Origin of the sequence: Blastococcus deserti (assembly GCF_042682525.1) — a bacterium.
Classification (GTDB): domain Bacteria; phylum Actinomycetota; class Actinomycetes; order Mycobacteriales; family Geodermatophilaceae; genus Blastococcus_B; species Blastococcus_B deserti.
In genome coordinates this window covers 1-20,819 of sequence record NZ_JBHUHP010000019.1, presented here as the reverse complement: position 1 = coordinate 20,819, position 20,819 = coordinate 1, and the positions used below count along the sequence as shown (strand labels likewise).

The 20,819-nt window shown below is 73.0% G+C and carries 19 protein-coding genes and 1 tRNA gene; 11 read left to right on the top strand and 9 right to left on the bottom strand.

All coding sequences use genetic code 11. From position 1 onward, the window contains the following. The first annotated feature begins 181 nt into the window (after positions 1–181). The 4 genes from ACFSHS_RS17655 to ACFSHS_RS17640 all read left to right on the top strand — a co-directional run bounded on the left by ACFSHS_RS17655 (position 182) and on the right by ACFSHS_RS17640 (position 1,455). Positions 182–304 (top strand): hypothetical protein, encoded by a 123-nt coding sequence (locus ACFSHS_RS17655; protein ID WP_376878886.1) that lies wholly within the window; start codon positions 182–184, stop codon positions 302–304. Positions 305–398: 94 nt separating this feature from the next. Then, positions 399–818 (top strand): DUF3052 domain-containing protein, encoded by a 420-nt coding sequence (locus ACFSHS_RS17650; RefSeq protein WP_376878884.1) that lies wholly within the window; start codon positions 399–401, stop codon positions 816–818. 15 nt (positions 819–833) lie between these two features. After that, a complete protein-coding gene (locus ACFSHS_RS17645; protein ID WP_376878882.1) occupies positions 834–1,295 on the top strand; it encodes a peroxiredoxin in 462 nt (153 codons plus the stop codon). An 88-nt stretch (positions 1,296–1,383) separates the two neighbouring features. Then, positions 1,384–1,455 (top strand) — tRNA-Val (locus tag ACFSHS_RS17640). A 98-nt stretch (positions 1,456–1,553) separates the two neighbouring features. Here ACFSHS_RS17640 and ACFSHS_RS17635 read toward each other — a convergent pair. The 3 genes from ACFSHS_RS17635 to ACFSHS_RS17625 form a co-directional block, all read right to left on the bottom strand. Further along, entirely contained in the window at positions 1,554–1,742 is a 189-nt protein-coding gene (locus ACFSHS_RS17635) for a hypothetical protein (RefSeq protein WP_376878880.1), read from the bottom strand. Positions 1,743–1,905: 163 nt separating this feature from the next. Beyond that, positions 1,906–3,162 (bottom strand): hypothetical protein, encoded by a 1,257-nt coding sequence (locus tag ACFSHS_RS17630; protein WP_376878878.1) that lies wholly within the window; start codon positions 3,160–3,162, stop codon positions 1,906–1,908. A gap of 177 nt (positions 3,163–3,339) precedes the next feature. Further along, entirely contained in the window at positions 3,340–4,149 is an 810-nt protein-coding gene (locus ACFSHS_RS17625) for an esterase/lipase family protein (protein WP_376878876.1), read from the bottom strand. A 230-nt stretch (positions 4,150–4,379) separates the two neighbouring features. Here ACFSHS_RS17625 and ACFSHS_RS17620 point away from each other — a divergent pair, with 230 nt between their 5' ends. Beyond that, on the top strand, positions 4,380–5,294 hold the full coding sequence (locus ACFSHS_RS17620; RefSeq protein WP_376878874.1) for an alpha/beta fold hydrolase: 915 nt from the start codon (positions 4,380–4,382) through the stop codon (positions 5,292–5,294). Here the strand turns inward: ACFSHS_RS17620 and ACFSHS_RS17615 are convergent. The 4 genes from ACFSHS_RS17615 to ACFSHS_RS17600 form a co-directional block, all read right to left on the bottom strand. Then, on the bottom strand, positions 5,291–6,373 hold the full coding sequence (locus ACFSHS_RS17615) for an NAD-dependent epimerase/dehydratase family protein (RefSeq protein WP_376878872.1): 1,083 nt from the start codon (positions 6,371–6,373) through the stop codon (positions 5,291–5,293). The two genes, ACFSHS_RS17620 and ACFSHS_RS17615, sit on opposite strands and share 4 nt — an antisense overlap. Then, positions 6,370–7,947, bottom strand: coding sequence for a WS/DGAT/MGAT family O-acyltransferase (locus ACFSHS_RS17610; protein WP_376878869.1), 1,578 nt, complete (start codon positions 7,945–7,947; stop codon positions 6,370–6,372). Before ACFSHS_RS17610 ends, ACFSHS_RS17615 begins: the two co-directional genes overlap by 4 nt. 158 nt (positions 7,948–8,105) lie before the next feature. Then, positions 8,106–9,071 (bottom strand): alpha/beta fold hydrolase, encoded by a 966-nt coding sequence (locus tag ACFSHS_RS17605; protein ID WP_376878867.1) that lies wholly within the window; start codon positions 9,069–9,071, stop codon positions 8,106–8,108. A 55-nt stretch (positions 9,072–9,126) separates the two neighbouring features. Beyond that, positions 9,127–11,082 (bottom strand): FUSC family protein, encoded by a 1,956-nt coding sequence (locus ACFSHS_RS17600; protein ID WP_376878865.1) that lies wholly within the window; start codon positions 11,080–11,082, stop codon positions 9,127–9,129. Between the two features lie 62 nt (positions 11,083–11,144). Between ACFSHS_RS17600 and ACFSHS_RS17595 the strand changes: the two genes are divergently transcribed. The 4 genes from ACFSHS_RS17595 to ACFSHS_RS17580 all read left to right on the top strand — a co-directional run bounded on the left by ACFSHS_RS17595 (position 11,145) and on the right by ACFSHS_RS17580 (position 14,545). Then, positions 11,145–11,657 carry a GNAT family N-acetyltransferase gene (locus ACFSHS_RS17595; RefSeq protein ID WP_376878863.1) on the top strand — a complete coding sequence of 171 codons (513 nt, stop codon included), beginning with the start codon at positions 11,145–11,147 and terminating at the stop codon, positions 11,655–11,657. A gap of 14 nt (positions 11,658–11,671) precedes the next feature. After that, on the top strand, positions 11,672–12,523 hold the full coding sequence (locus ACFSHS_RS17590) for a Nif3-like dinuclear metal center hexameric protein (protein ID WP_376878861.1): 852 nt from the start codon (positions 11,672–11,674) through the stop codon (positions 12,521–12,523). A 140-nt stretch (positions 12,524–12,663) separates the two neighbouring features. Continuing rightward, positions 12,664–13,404 carry a zinc ribbon domain-containing protein gene (locus ACFSHS_RS17585; protein ID WP_376878859.1) on the top strand — a complete coding sequence of 247 codons (741 nt, stop codon included), beginning with the start codon at positions 12,664–12,666 and terminating at the stop codon, positions 13,402–13,404. A gap of 46 nt (positions 13,405–13,450) precedes the next feature. Continuing rightward, complete coding sequence (locus tag ACFSHS_RS17580) at positions 13,451–14,545, top strand: bifunctional RNase H/acid phosphatase (protein ID WP_376878857.1); 1,095 nt, start codon at positions 13,451–13,453, stop codon at positions 14,543–14,545. A gap of 32 nt (positions 14,546–14,577) precedes the next feature. Here ACFSHS_RS17580 and galE read toward each other — a convergent pair whose 3' ends face one another. Together galE and ACFSHS_RS17570 are read right to left on the bottom strand one after the other, a co-directional pair. Continuing rightward, a complete protein-coding gene (galE, locus tag ACFSHS_RS17575) occupies positions 14,578–15,615 on the bottom strand; it encodes a UDP-glucose 4-epimerase GalE (RefSeq protein ID WP_376878855.1) in 1,038 nt (345 codons plus the stop codon). Further along, the gene (locus ACFSHS_RS17570) at positions 15,612–16,646 is read right to left on the bottom strand and encodes a UDP-glucuronic acid decarboxylase family protein (protein ID WP_376878853.1); all 1,035 of its coding nucleotides are present in this window, start codon (positions 16,644–16,646) and stop codon (positions 15,612–15,614) included. The genes galE and ACFSHS_RS17570 overlap by 4 nt, the downstream gene beginning before the upstream one ends. 643 nt (positions 16,647–17,289) lie before the next feature. Here ACFSHS_RS17570 and ACFSHS_RS17565 point away from each other — a divergent pair. Continuing rightward, positions 17,290–19,773 (top strand): glycosyltransferase, encoded by a 2,484-nt coding sequence (locus ACFSHS_RS17565; protein WP_376878851.1) that lies wholly within the window; start codon positions 17,290–17,292, stop codon positions 19,771–19,773. Between the two features lie 3 nt (positions 19,774–19,776). Beyond that, the coding region (locus ACFSHS_RS17560; protein WP_376878849.1) for an ABC transporter transmembrane domain-containing protein at positions 19,777–20,819 on the top strand (1,043 nt) is incomplete at its 3' end.

Sequence of the window (20,819 nt, the reverse complement as noted above, 5' to 3'; positions counted from 1 at the left end):
ACGGCACCGAGTGGCGCGTGTCCGGTAGATCGTCCTCCACCTCGTCCCCGTGGCGCGCGGCTTGCGCGAGCCATTCCATGCCCTACGCTTCCGCCAGCGTGGCTCGGTGTGACCGGCCCCGCACCGCATGCCCGCCGGAGGTCGCCGGGCAGCGGACGTCGGCGAGAGCGAGAGGGGTGACATGACCAGGCTGCGGGGAGAGCTCCCGCCGGTCGTGTCCGTCGCCTGCCCGCTGTCCGCCGACCCCATCCGGCGAGGCGGGCTCCGCGGCGCGATCAGCCGTCCGGACGACGTGGACCGGTGACCGTGACGCGTCCGCGCGCGTTCGGCGCCCCGACAGGGCACCATCCACCCCACGACCGGTCAGCAGCAGGCCACTCCATGGAGGATCAGCAGGGATGAGCGTCGACAGCACCGGCATGGCGGCCCGGCTGGGCATCAAGCCGGGCATGGTCGTGCAGGAGCTCGGATGGGACGAGGACGCCGACGAGGACCTGCGCGACGCGATCATCGAGGTCTCCGGCAGCGAGATGGTCGACGAGGACACCGACGAGGTGGCCGACGTGGTCATCCTGTGGTGGCGGGAGGACGACGGCGACCTCTTCGACGCGTTGACCGACGCCATCACCTCCCTGGCCGACGACGGCGTCGTGTGGCTGCTGGTGCCCAAGTCGGGGCGCCCGGGCCACGTGGAGCCGGGCGACGTCACCGAGGTCGCACCCACCGCGGGGCTGCAGCAGACGTCGAGCATCTCGGCCGGCAAGGACTGGTCGGGCATCCGCCTGGTGACCCCGAAGGCGGCCCGGTCCCGGCGCTGAGGCACGATCGGGGGCATGACGCTCTCCGTCGGTGACCGCGCGCCCGAGTTCAGCCTCCCGGATCAGGACAAGCAGGTCGTCTCCCTGGCCGATCTGCGGGGGACCCCGGTGCTGCTGGTCTTCTACCCGTTCGCCTTCTCCGGGATCTGCACCGGCGAGCTCTGCCAGTTGCGCGACGAGCTGGCCGAGTACACCGGTGCCGGCGTGAAGGTGCTCGCGATCAGCACCGACCCGGTCTTCAGCCTCAAGGCGTTCCGGGACAAGGAGGGCTTCGACTTCCCGCTGCTGTCGGACTTCTGGCCGCACGGCGCCACCGCGCAGGCCTACGGGGTCTTCAACGAGAAGGCCGGCATGGCGCTGCGGGGCACCTTCCTCGTCGACGCCGAGGGGACCATCGCCTTCGCCGAGGTCAACCAGCCCGGTGACGCGCGGGAGCAGTCCGGCTGGAAGGACGCCGTCGGCACGCTCGCCGCCTGAAAGAGGACCCCGTCCTCCTCATCCCTCGCAAGCTCGGGACGAGCCTCTGGACGGGACCGTCGGGTTGCCTCACTAGGCTGACCCGACGGGGCGCGTAGCTCAGCGGGAGAGCTCTCGCCTTACAAGCGAGCGGTCGCAGGTTCGATCCCTGCCGCGCCCACATCGGTGCCGTCGTCGGGCACCGGCACGCCGGGCGTCCCGTCGTCCCCGGGCGGCCGGGCCGACGGCAGGCCGGCACCCGGTGCCGGGCCGGCGCGGTTACTCCCGGACGACCCAGACCTCGGCCGGGCCCTGCGGTGTGTCGTGCGTCTGCACGGGCTGGAACCGCTCGTAGACGCCGAACCACCGAGGTCCGTCGTAGACGAGGACCGAGGACGCGAGCCGTTCCGCGGGCACGTCGTCGACCTCACCGTGTCGTGGGCCACCCCAGTGCGAGATCAGCGGCATCCGCCCACGGTAGCCGTCGGGATGACGACGAGCGCCCCGTGTCTCGTTCGCTGACCGGGGTCGAGGTCGGTCCGTTGTCGAGGCCCCGGTGAGGCTGACCGCCTCGACCGGTCTGGCGTGCAGCCGTCAGACGCCTCCGCCCGCGCACGACCTGCTGCCCCGGCTACTCCTGGTCGAGCACGACAGCAGCCGTCCCCACGGTGCCGCCGGCTCCGTAGAAGTTGGCGATCCGCTCCGAGTACTCACCTGGCGACCGGCGGGAAGAACTCGCGTCGGCGGGTCCACCAGGCCCGATGCGGTAGCTGATCGATATCCCGTCGATCGGGCGGACAGGACCTACGCCGCCGGTCGTCTGCGTCTCCTCCGCGCGGGTCACCTCGTACTGCACGCTCACGGACTGGCGACCGCGCGTCAGCTGCGCGATCCAGCTCGTCGGCAGGATCTCCCAGCTGGCAACGGCTCCCTCCTCGGATGAGAGGTCGTCGTCCTGGGCGGATAGGAGCTGCCTGCCCAGTCGCAGTCGCTGCTCGTAGCCGGTGGCCACGAGGACCCAGCCCTCGACCGTGTTGACCTCGTCCCTCGGCACCGGGGTGACCCAGTTGGAGGTCAACGTCTGCCCTGGCTCGAGATAGTCGCCGGGGTTCACGAGGTCGTAACCGAGCTCTATCGGCTCGAGGACGACCGGTCGTTCATATCGGCCACTCCAGTTGTCGCGAGCGACCTCGTCGTCGAGGGGCCAGTCCGCTTGTCCGGACGAGCTCCGGATCTCGGATCGATAGCCCTGCACGATGTATGCAGAACCGAAGAAGACCAGCCTCTGGCGACCGATGTTCTCCATGGTCACGGCCGTGTCGACGAGTGCGAACTCGCGCCCCTCCGGGTCGACGCGATGACCGACCGTCGACAGACGCACGTCGACGTCGAGCGTGCTCGGGGACACGAGGGGCGTGAATGCACCCCCCATGAGCCCTATCAAGGACCCGAGGACGGTGGCCGACGCCGCGACGACCGTCGCAGCGATCTCCGGTTTTCTGCTCTGCTCGGGCACGCCACGGGGGCCGACGGCTCTCTCCGCCCTGGCGAGGGCTCTTTCACCGAGCCACAGGGCGAGAAAGGGAAGGGCCACGAGTGCCGCCCACAGCCAGAGCCTCGGACTGCTCTGAAAACTGGCCTGTATCGAGACGAGGACCAGTCCACCGAGTGCGCTCACTGTCGCGAGTCCTCGCAGGGCCCAGCCGCTGCGGCGGTGGAGGACCAGGTAGGCGGCGATCAAGCCGGCGGCGCCTGACGCGGCGAGCGCTCCGCCGATCAGGCGCTCCTCACGACGGGTGGCCAGCACGAAGTCGTGGCATCCCAATGTGACCAGGAAGGCGCCCAGTCCGGCCAGTGCCAACCCGCCGACTAGCAGAGCAATCGGCATCGGAGGTGCGGTCGTCCGGGAGCTCGCGCGTCGGGGCGGTGGATGCGCGAGCAGGCCGCGATGCCGCTCTTCCCGTCGAGTGGGCGAAATCCAGTGCCACGGATCGGACGTAGGGCGTGCTCCGGGCATCGGCTTGCCACTCCCGTGCAGAGGAAGCCTCGGGCCTGAGGCGCAGCGTCAGGCGGCGGTGCCGTGGGCGGCGACCGGGTCGTCGGCGCGGGGCCGGGCGGGCGTGGGGAAGGCCGGGCGCAGGAACCGCGGCGCCCTGAACGGCTTCCAGGTGCCCTCCGGCTGGGCCAGCCGGTCGGCCACGGCCCAGATCGAGGCGGGGTGGTGGCCGAGGCCCAGGTGGCTGGCCATGACGGCGATGTTCTCGCAGCGCTCGCCGGGGATGTTCAGGCACGTCTCCCAGTGCACGATCCCGTCGAACTGGGAGTAGATCGAGGTGGTCGGTACGGCCAGCGGGGTGTTCTCCGACTCCAGCGGCAGCGTGCGGTGCTCCACGTGCAGGTGGGAGAAGCGGTCGAACACCTTCGACGCCCGGCTCTGGCTGTGCCGCGTCAGGCGGAAGGGGCTGCCCAGGGTGATCACCTGACGCACCGACTCGGGGGACCGGCGGCCCAGGTCGCGGGCGAAGATGCCGCCCAGGCTCCAGCCGACGAGCGAGACCGTCCGTTGGTGCTTGTCGCTGAGGTGGTCGAGGAGGTCGCGGGTGCCCTTCACGCACGCGGCGGTGGGGCCGATGTTGCGGCCCAGACCCCAGCCCTGGGCGTCGTAGCCCAGCCGGCGCAGGACGGCGCGCAGCACCCGCGTGGAGATGTCGTCGGCGAGCAGGCCGGGGAGAACCAGCACGGGATGCCCGTCGCCGTGCGGGAGGCGGGACAGCAGCGGGCGGGCGGCGAGGTAGAGCCCGTAGTCGCCGACTGCCCGGCCGGGCTCGGTGAGGTACAGGGGGAGAGCGGGACCGTCGTCCAGCCGTGACGCCACGTGACCCTCCTGCTGCCGACCGCCCTTGGTGCCGACCTGTACCAAGATGGGGCCCGGCTCACACCCGGTCGACTTCCCTCGCCGCCACATGTTGCCGAAATGTGTCCCGGGTCATATCGAACGTTCACGTTCTACTGGTATGGCGGCGTGGTGCGTGCCCCCCGTGGGACGGGCACGGCACGGACGTGTCACCGTACGGACGCCGCAACGTGGACGAGGAGGACCTACGGGTGACCGAACTGGGCGGGACGTACGGGCAGAGCCGCACCGTGGACCTCGGCGGTCCGGTGCACTATGTCGACTTCGGAGGTCCGGACGGCGCCCCGACGGTGGTGCTGGTGCACGGGCTCGGCGGCTCGCACCTGAACTGGGACCTGTTCGCGCCCCTGCTGCGTCCGCAGGCCCGCGTGCTGGCTCTCGACCTGCCCGGGTTCGGCCGGAGCGAGCCCGGCGGACGTCGCACCGCCGTGCACGACAACGTGGACGTCCTCGACCGGTTCCTCGCCGAGGTCGCCGGCACGCCCGTCGTCCTCGTGGGCAACTCGATGGGCGGGATGATCTCCATCCTCCAGACCGCCGCGGCACCGGACACGGTCAACGGCCTGGTCCTCCTCGACGCGGCGGTCCCCGGGCCGCGCCGCGCGCTGGACCCGCTGGTGGCCGCGACCTTCGCCCTCTACGCGATCCCGATGCTGGGCGAGCGCTTCCTCGCGCTGCGCCGCAAGCGCTCGACGCCGCTGCGTCAGGTCCGCGACATGCTGCGGCTGTGCGGGGTCGACCCCGACACCCTGCCCTCGTCGGTGATCGACCGCTCGCTGGGCCTGATCGAGCAGCGGCAGGACGTGCCGGCCATGGACAAGGCGTTCCTGGCGGCGGTCCGGTCCCTGCTCAAGCTGCTCGTCGACCCGCGCAGCTACCGGACGGCGATGGCCTCGATCCGTGTGCCCGTGCTGCTGGTGCAGGGCGACCGGGATCGGCTGGTCCCGGTCGCCGCCGCGCGCGACATCGCCCGGCGGCACCCCCGGTGGCGCTACCTGGAACTGCCCGGCGTCGGGCACGTACCGCAGCTGCAGGTGCCCGAGGAGCTCGCGACGGAGGTCCTGGCCTGGCTCGACGCGACGGCGGGCGCCCGCGCCTCCGTCTAGCCAGGCCGTCCGCCGCGGCTCAGGGTGTCGCGCAGGGCCTCCAGCCCGGTGTAGCGCGGTCGCCAGCCGAGCTTCTCGCGCGCCTTCGTGGTGTCCATGATCGCCGGCCGGCTCGCCGCCTCCACCCATTCGGCGACGGGCGGCAGGAACGGCAGCCGGGAGAACGCCCGCGCCGTGGCCTGCGCCGGTGCCGCGGGGAGCGGGATCGGCAGCGCGCCGAACTCGCGGGCGACGTCGGCGGCGGTGAGCACCCCGTCGCCGGCGATGTTGTAGGCACCCGGAGGGCCGGCGCCGAGGATGCACTGCACGAGCGCGCGACCGACGTCCTCCTCGTGGACGAACTGCAGGGGGAACGTGGGCACGAGGACGGGCACCGGCACCGGCAACCGCCGTGGCCGGCTGAACAGCGCCCGGCCCAGGGGTGCCAGCGGGCCGGGGAGCAGGTCCTTCCGGCCGACGACGTTCGGGCCCAGGACCACCGGTGGGCGCAGCAGGAACAGTGCGAGCTCGGGGTGCTTGCGGGCCTCGCGGTCGAGCAGCTCCTCGAGCTCGGCCTTCTCCTGGGCGTAGAAGAGCCGGTCCGCCGGCCGGGTCGGCCACTCCTCGTCGATCAGCGGGGGGTTGTCGGCATGGAAGCCGTACGCCGCCACCGACGAGGCGTACACGAACCGGCGGGCGCCCGCCGCGGCCGCCGTCCGGAAGACGTTCAGGGTGCCGCCGACGTTGATCGACCGGGTGGTCCCCCGGGAGGCGTTGCCGGTGATCAGGAAGGCCAGGTGCACCACCACGTCGACGCCCTCGAACGCCGCGCGCAGGGCCTCGGGATCGCGGACGTCGCCCTGCCGGTACTCCATCTTCGTCCACCCGCGCTCGGCGGGGTCGAACGGGCGCCGGGCGATGCCGATGACCCGGGCGATCCGGTCGTCGTCCTGCAGCAGGGGGACCAGGCCCGAACCGAACGTGCCGGTGGGCCCGGTGACCGCCACGGTGAGGCCACTGTCCGGGGCGCCTGGCGGCTCGGCGGCACCGCGCGGGCCGTCGCCGAGGGCACCGGCGTCGCGCCGCTCGGTGGGGCTCACCGGGCGGCTCCCGCGCTGGTCTTCTTCGCTGCCCGCGACCGGGGCTGGCGCTTCGCCGTGGACTTCCCCGCGGCCTCGGCGGTGGAGCCGGCGGAGGAGTCGGCGGCGGACCCGCCCGCGGAGCCGGTCGACGGGCCCGCTGTGGACTCGGCCGTGGAGTCGGCCTTCGGTCCCGCCTCGGCCCCGGGGGCCTTCGCGACCGCCAGTGCCAGCAGCTCCTCGATGCCGCGGCGGATGCCCCCGGAGAGGACGTCGACGTCCGGGTAGCCGTCGAAGTCGGCGTTGATCCCGAAGGTCATGGTGTTCAGGTAGGAGAAGATGCCGATCGAGCACCGCATGCCGCCGTTGATCGGCACGTAGGCGGTGGCGCTGGTCATGCGCTTGCCCAGCACGTAGAGCGGCACCCGCGGTCCGGGCACGTTGGTCGTGACCGTCTGGCACCACATCTGCCCCGCCTGGAGCGCGGCCCGCACGCCCATGGACAGCAGCGTGGGCGCCACGAAGTTGCCCATCGAGATGATCGACTTGGCGTCGACCGCGCGCATGGCCCGCTTGTACTCGTCCATCTGACCGCGGATGGAGTTCAGGCGGGCCACCGGGTCGGAGAGGCCGACCGGCAGGTCCACGAAGACCGCGGAGATCTGGTTGTCCAGCGTTCCCCGCTGACTCTCGCGCCGGACCGAGACGGGCACCATCGAGCGGACGACGAGCTTCTCCGACGAGAGCTCGCCCCGGCCCTCGAGCAGGTCGCGGAAGCCACCGGTGATCGCGGTCAGTACGACGTCGTTGACCGTGCCGCCGAACGCCGACCGGACGGCCTTGAACTCCTCGAACCTGCCCTCGGTCCACGCCCAGCGACGGTGCGGGCCGATGGGCCCGTTCAGGGAGCGGGCGGTGGGCCTGATGGCCTGCTTGGCCAGCGACGGCACCGTCCTGGCCAGGGTCCGGCTCGAGTCGGCCAGCTCCTTGGCCGCTCGGACGGCGCTGCCCACGTTGGGCATGGCGGCCAGCTGCTGGAGGGGATGGGTCATGGCCTCGGTGACCGAGCCGGCCACGAGCTCGAGGCCGGAGGGGCTGCGCCGCGGCGTCCAGTCCTGCGGCGCCTCGTGCGTGGCGTCGGGGGTGAGGTCGAACATGAGCTGCATCAGGTCGCTGCCGGCGATGCCGTCGACCATGCAGTGGTGGACCTTGGAGATGAGCGCCCAGCGGTCGTCGGCCAGGCCCTCGACCAGCCAGAGCTCCCACAGCGGCTTCGCCATGTCCAGGCGCTGGCCGAGGACGCGGCCGGCCAGGTTGCGCAGCTGCTCGTCGCTGCCCGGCTTGGGCACCGCGGTGTGCCGCACGTGGTAGAGGATCTGGAAGTGCGGGTCGTCGAGCCACAGGGGCCGGCCCAGCTGCATCGGCACCGGGCGCACTCGCTGGCGGTACCGGGGCACCTTGGGCAGCTTGCTCAGGATCAGCCGAACCACGTCGCCGTAGGTCGGGGCTGGTCCCTCGAACACCGCGACCGACCCCACGTGCATCGGGGTGTTCTCGCTCTCGGCGTAGAAGAAACCCGCATCGAGTGCGCTCATCCGGTCCACGTTCTGCTCCTCGCCGACCCCGTCGCGCTGCTCGGACGGGGGCCCTTCCACGTCGTCGGGACGGCCGCCGAAGTCAGGCGTGTCCCCGGGTCACTGCACGACGATCCTCATGACCGTCGTCACACTGCCGTGCCCCGCGGGCGACCGGGTCAACCGGCTTTTCGCCACCCGGCCCGCACCCGGTCCACCAGCGCGTTCAACGCGTCGTCGACGACCTGGGAACGGGTGAGGTTGACGCTGTGCCCGGCGCCGGGGACGACGACCAGTTCCGCGCCCGGCCCGATGATCTCGGCGATCCGGCGACCGTGCGCAGCGGGGGTCAGGCGGTCGTGGGTCGCCGCGACGACGGTCACGGGCACCTGCCGCAGCACCTCGAGCGCGGCCGTCTCGTCGTGGTCGAGGAAGGTCGCGTAGAAGGCCATCGTCACCGGCAGCGAGGTCTCCTCGAGCAGTTCCTGCACGAGTCGCACGTCGTGCGGGTGCGCGTCGTCCGCGCCGAAGAGGAGCCGGCGGGTGATCCGCCGGCCGATGGCCGTGCCCCGGCGGCGGAACCGCTCGAGCACGGGTGCGAGGAGTTGCAGGACGCGCAGGTACAGCGGCAACAGTCCCAGTCGGCGCACCACCTTGAGCGCGAGCCCGAGGACGCCGGTCTCCACCAGCCCCCCGGCGGAGGTCGCGAGCAGGAAGACACCGACCACCCGCGTCCCGAAGAGGTCCGGTCGCCGGCGGGCGAGGGCCATGATGCTCATGCCGCCCATCGAGTGGCCGGCCAGCACGACCGGCCCGTGCGGCGTGGTCGCGTCGAGCACCTGCCCCAGGTCGCGGCCGGTGCGGTCGATGGTCGCCTTCGTCAGCGGCGTCCAGCCCGACCGGCCGTGCCCCCGCTGGTCCCAGAGGACCAGCCGCGCCCGGTTCCGCAGCGCGGCCCGCTGCAGCTCCCACTCGGCCAGGCGGGCGGTGAACCCGTGGGAGAAGAGGACGGTGAGGTCGGCGTCGGCCACACCGTCGACCTCGACGTGCAGCGGCACGCCGTCGTCGGTGGTGACGGTCCGCGAGCCCGGTGGGGGAGGGGCGGACAGGGACGGCAGCGAGAGGAGCGGCGGATCGATCGGCACCCCGCTCATCCCACGTGCGCGCCCGTCCTGCCGCAACCGGGCACCGGGCCGGGGATCAGTGCCGTCCCGGGGCGTTCTCGCGCACCAGCCGCCGGGCCGCGTCCACCTCGCGGGCCACGGGGGCGAGCACGCCGTCGGCGAGGATCTCGGCGTCGTCGGGGATCCGATGGGCCCGGACGTCCTCCTCCAGCTGGCGGATCGCCTTCCGCAGCACCGCCACCTGCGCGAGGTCGGGGGCGGGCTCGCCCTCGCGCTGGGCGATGACGGCCTCGGTCACGGCGTCGGAGGTGCGCTCCAGTTGCACGATCACCGGCCACCAGGCCGCCGCGCGGCTGCTGATCGGCGGTGGCTCGGCCAGCCGGCGCTGGAGCTGGGTCTGCAGCTCGGTCAGCGCCCGGTAGTTGCGCCGGCGGGCGCGGCGGCGTTCGGTGGGGCTGCCGGTGAAGGCGGCCTCGACGAACGCGTCGAGGGCCAGCGCGGCGTCCCGCAGCGCCTCGTCCAGCGGTGCCCGCCAGGTCTGGGGCCAGAGCAGGTAGCCGAAGACGAGGACGATCGCGCAGCCGATGAGGGTGTCGGTGAGCCGGGCGCCCACGAGATCGGGACCGCCGGCCAGGGCGAGGTCCAGCAGCAGGATGATCACCGGCGTCTGGAACACCGAGAACAAGCCGAAGTTGGCGTTGCGTGCCCACGGCAGCGGCGCGGCGGCCACGGCCATGGCGACGAGCACCCACGCGTTCCGGGGCAGGACCGCCAGCAGCGCCGAGCCCAGGAGCACCCCGAGCACCGTGCCCGCGCCGCGCTGCACGGCCCGGGTGAAGACCGAGCCGAAGTCGGGCTTGAGCACGATGGCCACCGTCAGCAGCACCCAGTAGGGCCGCTCGATCGGCAGGAACTGCCGGGCGATCTCGGCGACGGTCATGCACAGCGCCAGCCGGACGGCGAAGGCCCGGCTGTCGGGGCTGGCCAGCGTCCGGTCGGCGAGGTCCCGCAGCCGGGTGCGGAGGTCGACCTCCATCTGCTGCGCGGCCGCGACGGCGCGCTCCTCGGGGTCGCCGACGACGTTCCAGACCAGCCGGATCCCGTGGCGGACCGCGCGGCGGGCGGGCGGTCCGTCGTCCAGTGGCGGGGGCCGCTCCCCGGTCAGCTCCCCGGAGTCCCGCAGCGCCGCGGCCAGCGCCCGGACGGCCTCGACGTCGTCGGGGTCGGCCGCCACGCGGGCCCGTGCCGCAGCCACGGCGCCCTCCACCAGGGGCGCCGCGGAGTTCAGCACTCCGGCGAGCTCGGACAGTTCCCGGCTGCGGCCGGCGGAGTGACTGCGGCTGCGGATCACACGGTCGTAGGCGGCGTTGAGGGCGGTCGTGAGCGCGCGCCGGCTGTCCTCGGCGCGCTCGGTGCCGCTGGCCGCGAGCAGGTCGGCGATGGCGGTGAAGACGCCGGCCACCGAGGTGCGGTCGGGGTCGAGGCTCTCGGTGCGCGCCTGGACCACGGTGGTCAGGGTCGCCCAGGCGGCGCCGCCGAAGAAGAAGCCGACCTCCGCCGGCAGCGACAGGGGGGTCGTCAGGCCGGAGGAGATCGCGGTGTAGATCAGCAGTTGCAGGGAGCCGAGCGAGAGCGCCGCGTTCACCGAGCTGATCAGGGCCGCGGCGGCCGAGATGGCCGCGATCACGACCACCGGTGCCCAGCCGCCCCCGGTGGCGTACTGGCCTACGAGCAGTCCCACGGCGCCGAAGCCGATGGCGGCGGCGATCCGGCGCAGCCGGTCGCGCAGCGGACCAGACTGCGGCGCCAGGCTCGCGGCCAGGGCCCCCATGGTCCCGAAGACGCCGGCCCCGAGGACCGGCCCCTGCTCGAGGCCCCCTCCGACGGCGGCGGCGACGGCCAGCGGGGCGGGGATCGTGACGGCGAACCGGACGACGTCGCGCCAGGGCACGGGAGGCGGGGTCGTGCGCACCAGTTCCTCGAGCCAGGCGGGCGCCCTGAGCCCACGCTCCCGTGGCCCGCCCTCCGTCACGTCCCGAAGCTTGTCATCGCCGCTCCCGGCCGGCCGTGACGACCCGGTGCCAGGATCGCCGCATGTCGACCGACCAGCCCGGGACGGAGGTCCGGGTCGCCGGCCCGGAGGACCTGGCGCAGGTGCCGCTGGTGGAGACCCGGGCCGACGAGTCGTTCCGGGCCCTCGGCATCACCGGCCTGCCGGCCGCGGCATCCGCCGGGGCGCGGGCGGAGGCGTGGCGGGTGCTCGTGACCGGTCGGCCCGTCCGTGGCTTCGCCGTCCTGGAGCTGGTCGACGGCGCCGTGCACCTGGAGCAGCTCTCGGTCGATCCGGCGCATGGCAGGCGCGGACTGGGAACGGCCCTGCTCCACGCCACGGTCCGCACCGCTCGGGAGCACGGCGTCGACCGGGTCACCCTGCTCACCTACGCCGACGTGCCGTGGAACGGTCCCTGGTACGCCCGCCACGGCTGGCGCGAGACCACGGACCTGACCCCGGGACTCCGCGAGCTGCGGGACAGGGAGCGGCAGCTGGGCCTCGACCGCCACGGCCGCCGGATCGCCATGGTGCGCCCGCTGACGCCGACGGTCTGACCTAGAGTCCGCCCGTGCCCGTCCCCCTGCGCGAGGTGATCGCCGCGCTCGATGCCCGCTACGACCCCGCGCTGGCCGAGAGCTGGGACGCCGTCGGGCTCGTGTGCGGTGACCCGGACGAGCCGGTGGACCGCGTGCTGTTCGCCGTCGACCCGACCACGGCCGTCGTGGACGAGGCGATCGAGACCGGGACCGACCTCGTCGTCACGCACCACCCGCTGCTGCTGACGCCGGTGCACGGCGTGCCGGCCCACGACCCCAAGGGCCGGCTGGTCCACCGCCTCGTCCGCGCCGGCGCGGGGTTGTTCGTCGTGCACACCAACGCCGACCGGGCGCCCGGCTGCGGCGTCAACGACGCGCTGGCCGACGTCCTGGGTCTGAGCGGGACCGTGCCCCTGGAGCCCTCGGCCGCCGACCCGCGGACCGGGCTCGGGCGGGTGGGGCAGCTCCCGGAGCCGCTGAGCCTGCGGGCGTTCGCCGAACGGGCCGCCGCGGTCCTGCCCGCGACGGTCGGCGGGGTCCGTGCCGCCGGTGAGCCCGGGCGCGTCGTCCGCCGGGTGGCGGTGTGCGGCGGCAGCGGCGGCTCGCTGCTCGCAGCGGCGGCCGCCGCGGGAGCGGACGTGCTGCTGACCAGCGACCTCAAGCACCACCCGGCCTCGGAGGCGGGGGAGGTGGACGGTCCCGCGCTCTGCGACGTCGCGCACTTCGCGTCCGAGTGGCCCTGGTTGCCGGTCGCCGCGGAACTGCTCGCCGACGACCTGGCGGGGCAGGTGGCGGTGGCCGTGTCACGGCGGCGGACCGACCCCTGGACCTACCGCGCCGGCCAGGAGGACGGACCGGTCGGGGACGCCGCGCCGCGCAGGTAGCAGAAGGAGCCCCGTGCCCCCGCCGTGGAAGGGCCCGTCCTCCTCATCCCTCGCAGGCCCGGGACGAGCCTCTGGACGGGGCCGGCGGCGGGACCCTGCACGGGGGCCGGGGCAGGTGGGTGCACGGGTAGGTTGGACGGGTGAAGGCCGACCACTTCGAGCAGCAGAAGCTGCTCGATCTCGCCGCTGAAGACGTCGCGCTCACCCAGCTCGCCCACCGTGAGCGCACGTTGCCCGAGCGGGCCGCCGTCGAGGCGGCCGCCGAGGCCGAACGGGCGCTCTCCGCCGACGTCGTCCGCGCCGAGACGGAGGTGCGCGACCTGGGCCGCGAGGTGAAGCGGCTGGAGGCCGACGTCGAGACGGTGCGGGCACGCGAAGCCAAGGACCAGCGGCTGCTGGACTCCGGGAGCGTCTCGCCGAAGGAGTTGACCAACCTCCAGCACGAGCTCGACTCGCTGAAGCGGCGGCAGTCCGACCTCGAGGACCAGGAGCTCGAGCTCATGCAGCGCCTCGAGGACGCCGAGTCGGCGCTGGCCGCGGCGCAGCGGGGGCTGGACCAGGCGCGCGCCGACCGCGAGCGGGCCGAGCAGCTCCGCGACGACGCCCTCGCCGACATCGCCGACGGCATCAAGCGGCACGAGGCGGCCCGCGCCGAGGTCGCCGCCGGCATCTCGGCGCCACTGCTGTCCCTCTACGACCGGATCCGCGCGCAGACGGGCACCACCGGCGCCGCGATGCTGCGGGCGCGGGCCTGCCAGGGCTGCCGGCTCGAGCTGTACGGCAACGAGCTCGCCGCGGTGCGCAACGCCGATCCGCACGAGGTCGTGCGGTGCGAGAACTGCGGCCGCATCCTCGTGCGCACCGCCGAGTCCGGCCTGTGACGCCGATCATGGCCATGGTGGCCACGTCGGCCGCCGGGGCCGGGCTGTGAGCCGCCGGCTCATCGTCGAGGCGGACGGCGGGTCGCGCGGCAACCCGGGGCCGGCCGGCTACGGCGCGCTGGTCCGCGACGCCGACACCGGGCGCGTGCTGGCCGAGCGGGCCGCATCGGTCGGGCGCGCCACGAACAACGTCGCCGAGTACGGGGGTCTGGTCGCCGGCCTGCAGGCCGCCCTCGACCTCGACCCGACCGCCAGCGTCGAGGTCCGCATGGACTCCAAGCTGGTCGTCGAGCAGATGTCGGGCCGCTGGAAGATCAAGCACCCCGACATGCAGCAGCTGGCCGTGCAGGCGCAGAAGATCGCCCGGCAGCTGGGCGACGTCCGGTACACGTGGGTGCCGCGCGCGCAGAACAGCGCCGCCGACGCGCTGGCCAACAGCGCGATGGACGGCCGGCCGGTGCACCGCGACCCGGCCGCCGAGCCCGTCGTCCTGGAGGACGACGTCCAGCCCGCCGCCGAGCCGGCTGCCGTCGTCACCACCGTCACCCATCTGCTCCGGCACGGGCAGACCGAGCACACCCCCGAGCGTCGGTACAGCGGCCGCAACGACCTGCCGCTGTCCCGGGCGGGCCGGGCCGAGGCTGAGGCCGCCGCGGTGCGCGCCAAGGCTCTGGGCATCGAGGTGGTCGTCGCCTCGCCGCTGCGGCGGACCCGGGAGACGGCGGAGATCGTCGCGGGCGCCCTGGGCCTGCCGGTCGACCTCGACGAGGACCTGGTCGAACTGGACTTCGGCGACCTCGAGGGGCTGACCTTCGACGAGGCGCGCGCCAAGCACCCGCTGGCCTCCCGGCGCTTCCTCGACGACGTCACCGTCCCCGCTCCGGGAGGGGAGTCGGTCGCCGACGTGAGCAGCCGGGTGGCCCGGGCCCGGCGGCGCATCCTGTCCGGGCATGCGGGCCGGACCGTGCTGGTCGTCAGCCACGTGACGCCCATCAAGCTGATGGTGGCCGCCGGGCTGGGGGTCGGTGACGAGGTGGTGCACCGGGTGTTCCTCGAGGCGGCGTCGCTGTGCTCGGTGGCGTGGTCCTCGGACGGCCGCGCCTCGGTGCGCCTGGTGAACGACACCTCGCACCTGCGCTGACGCAGCCGTGCGATTCCGTGCCGCGAGCCGGGTCAGCAGGCGTGCCCGAACGGATTGAGCTGCTGGAAGCGCCACGCGTCGGCGCACATGTCCGCCACGTCCCGTGTGGTCCGCCACCCCCATTCCCGCGCCACGCGCGACGGGTCGGCGACGAGTACGGGCACGTCGCCGGGCCGCCGTCCGACCGTGGTGACCGGGATGGGCCGTCCGGTGGCGGACTCGAACGCGGAGACCACCTCCAGCACCGACGTGCCGACGCCGGTGCCCAGGTTCCGCACCCGAACACCGGTCTCGTCGGCGAGGTGGTCCAGGGCGACACGATGTCCGTCGGCCACGTCGACGACGTGGATGTAGTCGCGGATGCAACTGCCGTCAGGCGTCGGGTAGTCGGTGCCGTGGACGGGGAGGCGGTCCAGCCGGCCGATGGCCACCTGGGTGAGGTAGGGCATGAGGTTGTTCGGAACACCGCGGGGGTCCTCGCCCAGCAGGCCGCTCGGATGGGCGCCGGCCGGGTTGAAGTAGCGCAGCGCCAGGATCCGGAACTCAGGATGGCGCCGGCAGGCGTCCGCGAGGATCTGCTCGCACGCCGATTTGGTCCGCGCGTAGGGGTTGACGGGGGCGACCGGGTCCTCCTCGGTCAGCGGTACGCGCCGTGCGACCCCGTACACCGAGCAGGACGACGAGAAGACGAGATCGCGCACGCCGTGGTCCCGCATCGCCTGCAGGAGGGCGACGGTGGCACCGACGTTGACGTCCCAGTACTCGAGTGGGAACTCCACCGACTCCCCGACGGCTTTCCTGGCCGCGAAGTGGATGACCTGGTCGATCCGCTGGGCCTCGAACACCCGGTCGAGCAGCGCGCGGTCCCTGACGTCCCCCGTGTAGGCCGTCACCGCTCGGCCGGTCAGCTTCGCCACTCGCTCCAGGGACGCGGGCGTGCTGTTGGAGTGGTCGTCGATCACGACGACGCGGTGGCCGTTCTCGAGCAGTTCCACGCACGTGTGACTGCCGATGAAGCCGGCGCCACCGGTCACGAGCACGGTGGACCCGGGGTCGCGCCCGCTGATCACGAGAGGACCGGCGCGGACCGCCGAGGAGACGGGATCCGTGCACCGGGTCGCGGCTCGACCTGGGGGCCGGCCACGGACGGAGCGGCGGCGGCGACCTCGGCGGGGCGCGCGCGGAACCACTCGACGGTCCGCCGCAGCCCCTCGTGGGCGGAGATCTCGGGCTGCCAGCCCAGCAGCCGGCGAGCTCGGCCGATGTCCGGTCTGCGGCGGGTGGGGTCGTCCTGGGGGAGCGGGTGGAACTCGAGCGGCGACGTCGAGCCCGTGACCTCGAGCACGATGCGGGCCAGCTCGAGGACGGTCCACTCGACCGGGTTGCCGAGGTTGAGCGGACCGGTCTCGGTCGACGTCAGCATGGCGACCAGGCCGCGGACGAGATCGTCGACGTAGCAGAAGCTGCGGGTCTGCGAGCCGTCGCCGTAGATCGTCAGGGGATCGCCGTTGAGGGCCTGGGTGATGAAGCTGGTGACCACCCGGCCGTCCTCCGGCCGCATCCCGGGGCCGTAGGTGTTGAAGATGCGGACGATCCCGACGTCGTCCCCGAACTGCCGCCGGTAGGCCATCGTGACGGCTTCGGCGTACCGCTTGGCCTCGTCGTAGACGCTGCGTGGGCCCACGGAGTTCACGTTGCCCCAGTAGTCCTCCGGCTGGGGGTGGACGTCGGGGTCCCCGTACACCTCGCTGGTCGAAGCGAGCAGGAACCGGGCACCGTGCTGCGCCGCCAGCTGCAGCGCGTGCTCGGTGCCCCGACTGCCGGCTGCGAGTGTCTCCAGGGGCATCCGGTGGTAGTCCGGTGGCGACGCCGGGCTGGCGAGGTTCGCGACGGCATCGACCGCCCCCCGCACGCACAGCGGCCCGGCGGCGATGTCGGCGTGCACGAACTCGAAGCCCGGCCGCCCCAGGAAGGGTGTGGTGTTCGTCCTCCGGCCAGTGCTGAGGTTGTCGATGCACACCACCTCGTCACCGGCCGCCAGCAGCGTGCCGCACAGGTGGGAACCGAGAAAACCGGCGCCGCCGAGAACGACAACACGCATGACGACTCCCTGCGATCGGTGGATGGACGGCCGCGCGCCGATGCTGGAGCATGCTGGCCCAGCCGGCGAAAATCGGCCGATGCTCCTTTTTCCCCCTCCCTTTCCTTCGTCGTGTCGCTGCGGGGTACGCCTGATCTTGTACGCAGAGTGGGACGAGTATTTCGACATTCGAGTAACTGTCAGTGGCGCGCCTGGTACACGCTCTTGACCTGCGGCAAGGTGTGTTGCAGCCCGATGGTCCGCCTGGGGGTTGCCTCCGGCAAACACTGGATCTTGCCGCTGGAGTGCCTGGCTGAAGGTGGCGCTGCCCGCCGTACGGGGAGCGCCGCGAATGGGTTTCGTGCGGCGTGTGCAACGGAACTCAATGGTGCCTGAAAGGTCAATGCGTTTCAGCGACGTCACGGCTCGGGGAACACAGGAGAAATTGTCTGCCCTCGCGACGCAGACGCTTCAGCGGGGCGGTCGGCTGCTGCACACTCCGGCCACCTCACGCGCGCGCACGTGGCGCGGACGGGCCCCGGGGGAGGAGCGACGTGGGCACTGCGGCGGAGACACGAGCCGGCCCAGGGTCGTGCGCCCGCCAGCCTCCCAGCCCCAGACGACAGGGGGACCAGTCCGCCACCTCGCTGAGGGGCGATCGGCGATGACGCAGGAAGTCCAGGCCGCCCCGGTCCTCCCCGTGCCCGAGGGTGCAGCCACCGGGGCGACGCTGCACCTGCCGGCCGGAGGGACCGGTTTCGGCGCGCGGGTGCGGCCGGACGGACGGCACCTGTCGGTGGACGGGGTGCCGTACCGGGTGCGGGGAGTCACGTACGGCAGCTTCCGCCCCCGCCGCGACGGTGACCTGTTCCCCGAGGCGCCGCAGATCCGACGAGATCTCTCGGCCATGGCGGCCGTAGGCCTGAATACGGTCCGCACCTACACCGTTCCCCCGGCGGAGCTGCTCGACGCGGCCGCCGAGGTCGGCATGCGGGTGCTCGTCGGCGTCCACTACGACGACTGGCGTCAGCACGGGGCCGATCACCGCGTGCACCGCAGGGTTCTGGACGCCGGTCGCAGGGCGCTGGACGACGCGATCGAGCGCACCGTCGGGCTGCCCCAGGTGCTCGCCCTGTCGATCGGGAACGAGGTGCCGGGCGACCTCGTCCGGTTGCACGGCATCCGGCCGGTCGAACGGGTCCTCTCCCGGCTCGCGGCACACGTGCACGCCGCCGACCCGGCGGCCCTGGTGACGTACAGCAACTTCCCGACGACGGAGTACCTGTCGATCGACGGCCTGGACCTGGCGTCGTTCAACGTCTTCCTCGAAGATCCCGCCCGCCTGCGTGCCTATCTCCGTCACCTGCAGATCGTGGCGGGGGAGATCCCTCTGCTCGTCACCGAACTCGGGCTGGCCGGCGACCTCCACGGTGACGCCGCACAGGCGGCCTCGATCGAGCAGCAGCTCCGCGTCGTCGACGAGACGGGGTGCGCGGGCGCGACCGTGTTCGCCTGGACCGACGAGTGGGGGGTCGCCGGTGAGGCCGTCGAGGGGTGGGGCTTCGGCATCACCCGTGCCGACCGCACCCCGAAGGCGGCTGTCGACGTCGTCCGCCGATGGGCCGGTCGCAGCGTGCGCGACCTGCGGGAGCGCTGGCCGCCCCTGTCGGTCGTCGTCTGCGCCTACAACGAGGCGCGCCTCCTGGACGAGTGCCTCCGGTCCCTCGAATGCCTCGACTATCCCGACCTCGAGGTGGTCGTGTGCGACGACGGATCGACCGACGGGACGCTCGAGATCGCCCGCCGCTATCCGTTCCGCACCCTCGCCCTGCCCCATGGCGGCCTCAGCGCCGCGCGCAACGCGGGCGCGCGGGCCGCTCGCGGGGAGTACGTCGCGTACCTCGACGCCGACGCCCACTGCCATCCCGCGTGGCCCTACCACCTCGTGCTGTCGATGCAGGACGAGGGCGTCGTCGCGGCCGGCGGACCCAACCTTCCGGTGCCGGGCGCCGACCTCGTGGAGCGCGCGGTCGCCGCCTCACCGGGAGGACCGGTGGAGGTCCTCGTCAGGGACGACCGCGCCGAGCACGTGCCGGGATGCAACATGGCGTTCCGGCGGGAATCGCTGCTCGCGGTCGGTGGCTTCGACCCGGCGTTCACGTCGGCGGGCGACGACGTCGACGTCTGCTGGAAGCTGCTCGACCAGGGAGGTCAGATCGCCTTCGCGCCGGCGGCACAGGTGCGCCACCACCGGAGGAACACTGTCCGCGGCTACCTGCGACAGCAGCGCAACTACGGCCGGTCCGAGCGAATGGTCGCCTCCCGCCACGCGCACCGGTTCAACCGGCTCGGGCAGGCCCGCTGGGCGGGATCCATCTACGGCGGCCTGCGGATGCTGTCGTCGGTGCTGCGCCCGGTCGTCTACCACGGACCGGTCGGTGGAGCGCCCTACCAGACGGTCGTCGCTCCCAGGGCGGCGTGGGTGTTCGGCTGGGCGGCAGCGACTCTGCCCCTGACGGTCCCGCCGCTGGTCCTGGGACTCGGCCTCGCGTTCCTCCATCCCGCATGGCTCGGCCTCTGCGCGCTGGGCCTCGGATACCTCGTCGGGTACACCGCAGCCGTGGCCGTGGCGGTCCGACCGGCGCGGGACGAAGCCCACCCGTGGGCGTGGCGTGCGCTGGTCACCTGCCTCCACGTCCTTCAGCCCCTCGTCCGGGCGTGGGGTCGACTTCGGGGTCCCGGTCTGCCGGTGTTGCCCCCGCCACCACCTCCTGGGTGGACCGGGGACCGCCTGGCCTGGCTGATGTCGCTGGAGCGTGCCCTTGCCGAGAGCGGATGCTCTGTCCGCTTCGCGGGGCCGACCGACCCCTGGGACCTGCAGGTCTCCCGCGGCCCCGTGCTCGCCGCCCGGCTGTCCACCGCGGTGCAGTGGGGGTGGACGCCGCAGGCGCGGACGCGCATCGTGGTCCGGCCGGCGCGGCTGCTCGCGCTCACGGCCGCGATGGCAATCGTCGGGCTCCTGGCCGGGACCGGCTGGGCGGGCGGGCTGGGAGCGCTTCTCCTCGCTGCGGACGCGGCCTTCCTCGTGCCGACGACGCGCCGCGCGCTGCGGCGGACGACCCTCAGCGCACTGACGCCGGGGAGTTAGACGATGGCCCGCGGGCGGCACAGACGGGTCTCGCCCTACCGCTTCCTGCTGCGCTACGCGCGACAGGACGTACCCGGGCTGTCGGCCATCTTGATCCTCACGCTCCTGGCAACGGGCGTCACCCTGCTGACTCCCTGGCCGATGAAGGTCCTGGTCGACCAGGTGCTCGGGGATGAGGACCGGACGCCGCTCACGGCGTGGCTTCCGGGCGGCGCAACCGACGGTGGCCTCCTGGCCTGGGTGGTCGCCGCGACTCTCACCGTCTTCCTGCTGACGAGCGGCCTGGAGGTGCTGCTCACCTTCCTGTGGGTCCGCGTTGGCCAAGGAATGGTGTTCCGCCTGCAGCGGCAGGTCTTCGCGAAGGTGCAGCGCCGGTCGGTCCTCTTCCACGAGCGGCACGACGTCGGGGACACCATGGAGCGGGTGATCGGGGATCCGTGGTCACTGCACGCCGTGGTCACCTCGCTCGTCTTCTCCCCCCTCCAGCAGGCCCTGCTCACCGTGGGCATGGTGGCACTGCTGGCGGGACTGGACCCGGCGCTCACCGGGCTGGCCGTCGTCGTCACGCCCGCGATGGTGTGGATCGCCCGTCGCAGGGGGCGTCCGACGCAGAGGGCCGGAGAAGCCCGACGCCGTGTACTTGGCCTGTTGCAATCGCACCTGCACCAGAGCCTGACGGGGATCCCCGTCGTCCAGGCGTTCGGCCAGGAGAAACGGGTGCACGCCCGCTTCGTCGAGCTCTCGGGTGCCGTGGTCACGGCCGAGTGGCGCACCACCCTCGTCAGCAAGGTGACCGACCTCCTCAGCGGCAGTGCCACGGTCCTCGGACAAGGGCTCGTGCTCCTCGTCGGAGCCCGCCAGGTCCTCGCGGGACACATGTCGGTCGGCTCGCTGCTGGTCTTCCTCGCCTACCTGACCAGTCTGCAGTCGTCGTTGACGGAGCTCACGGCCGTCTACCCCACCCTCTGCGGCGCGCGCCCGCAGATCGACCGGGTGGTGGAGGTGCTGGAGGCGGAGCCGGAGGTGGCCGACGGGCCGGGGGTGGG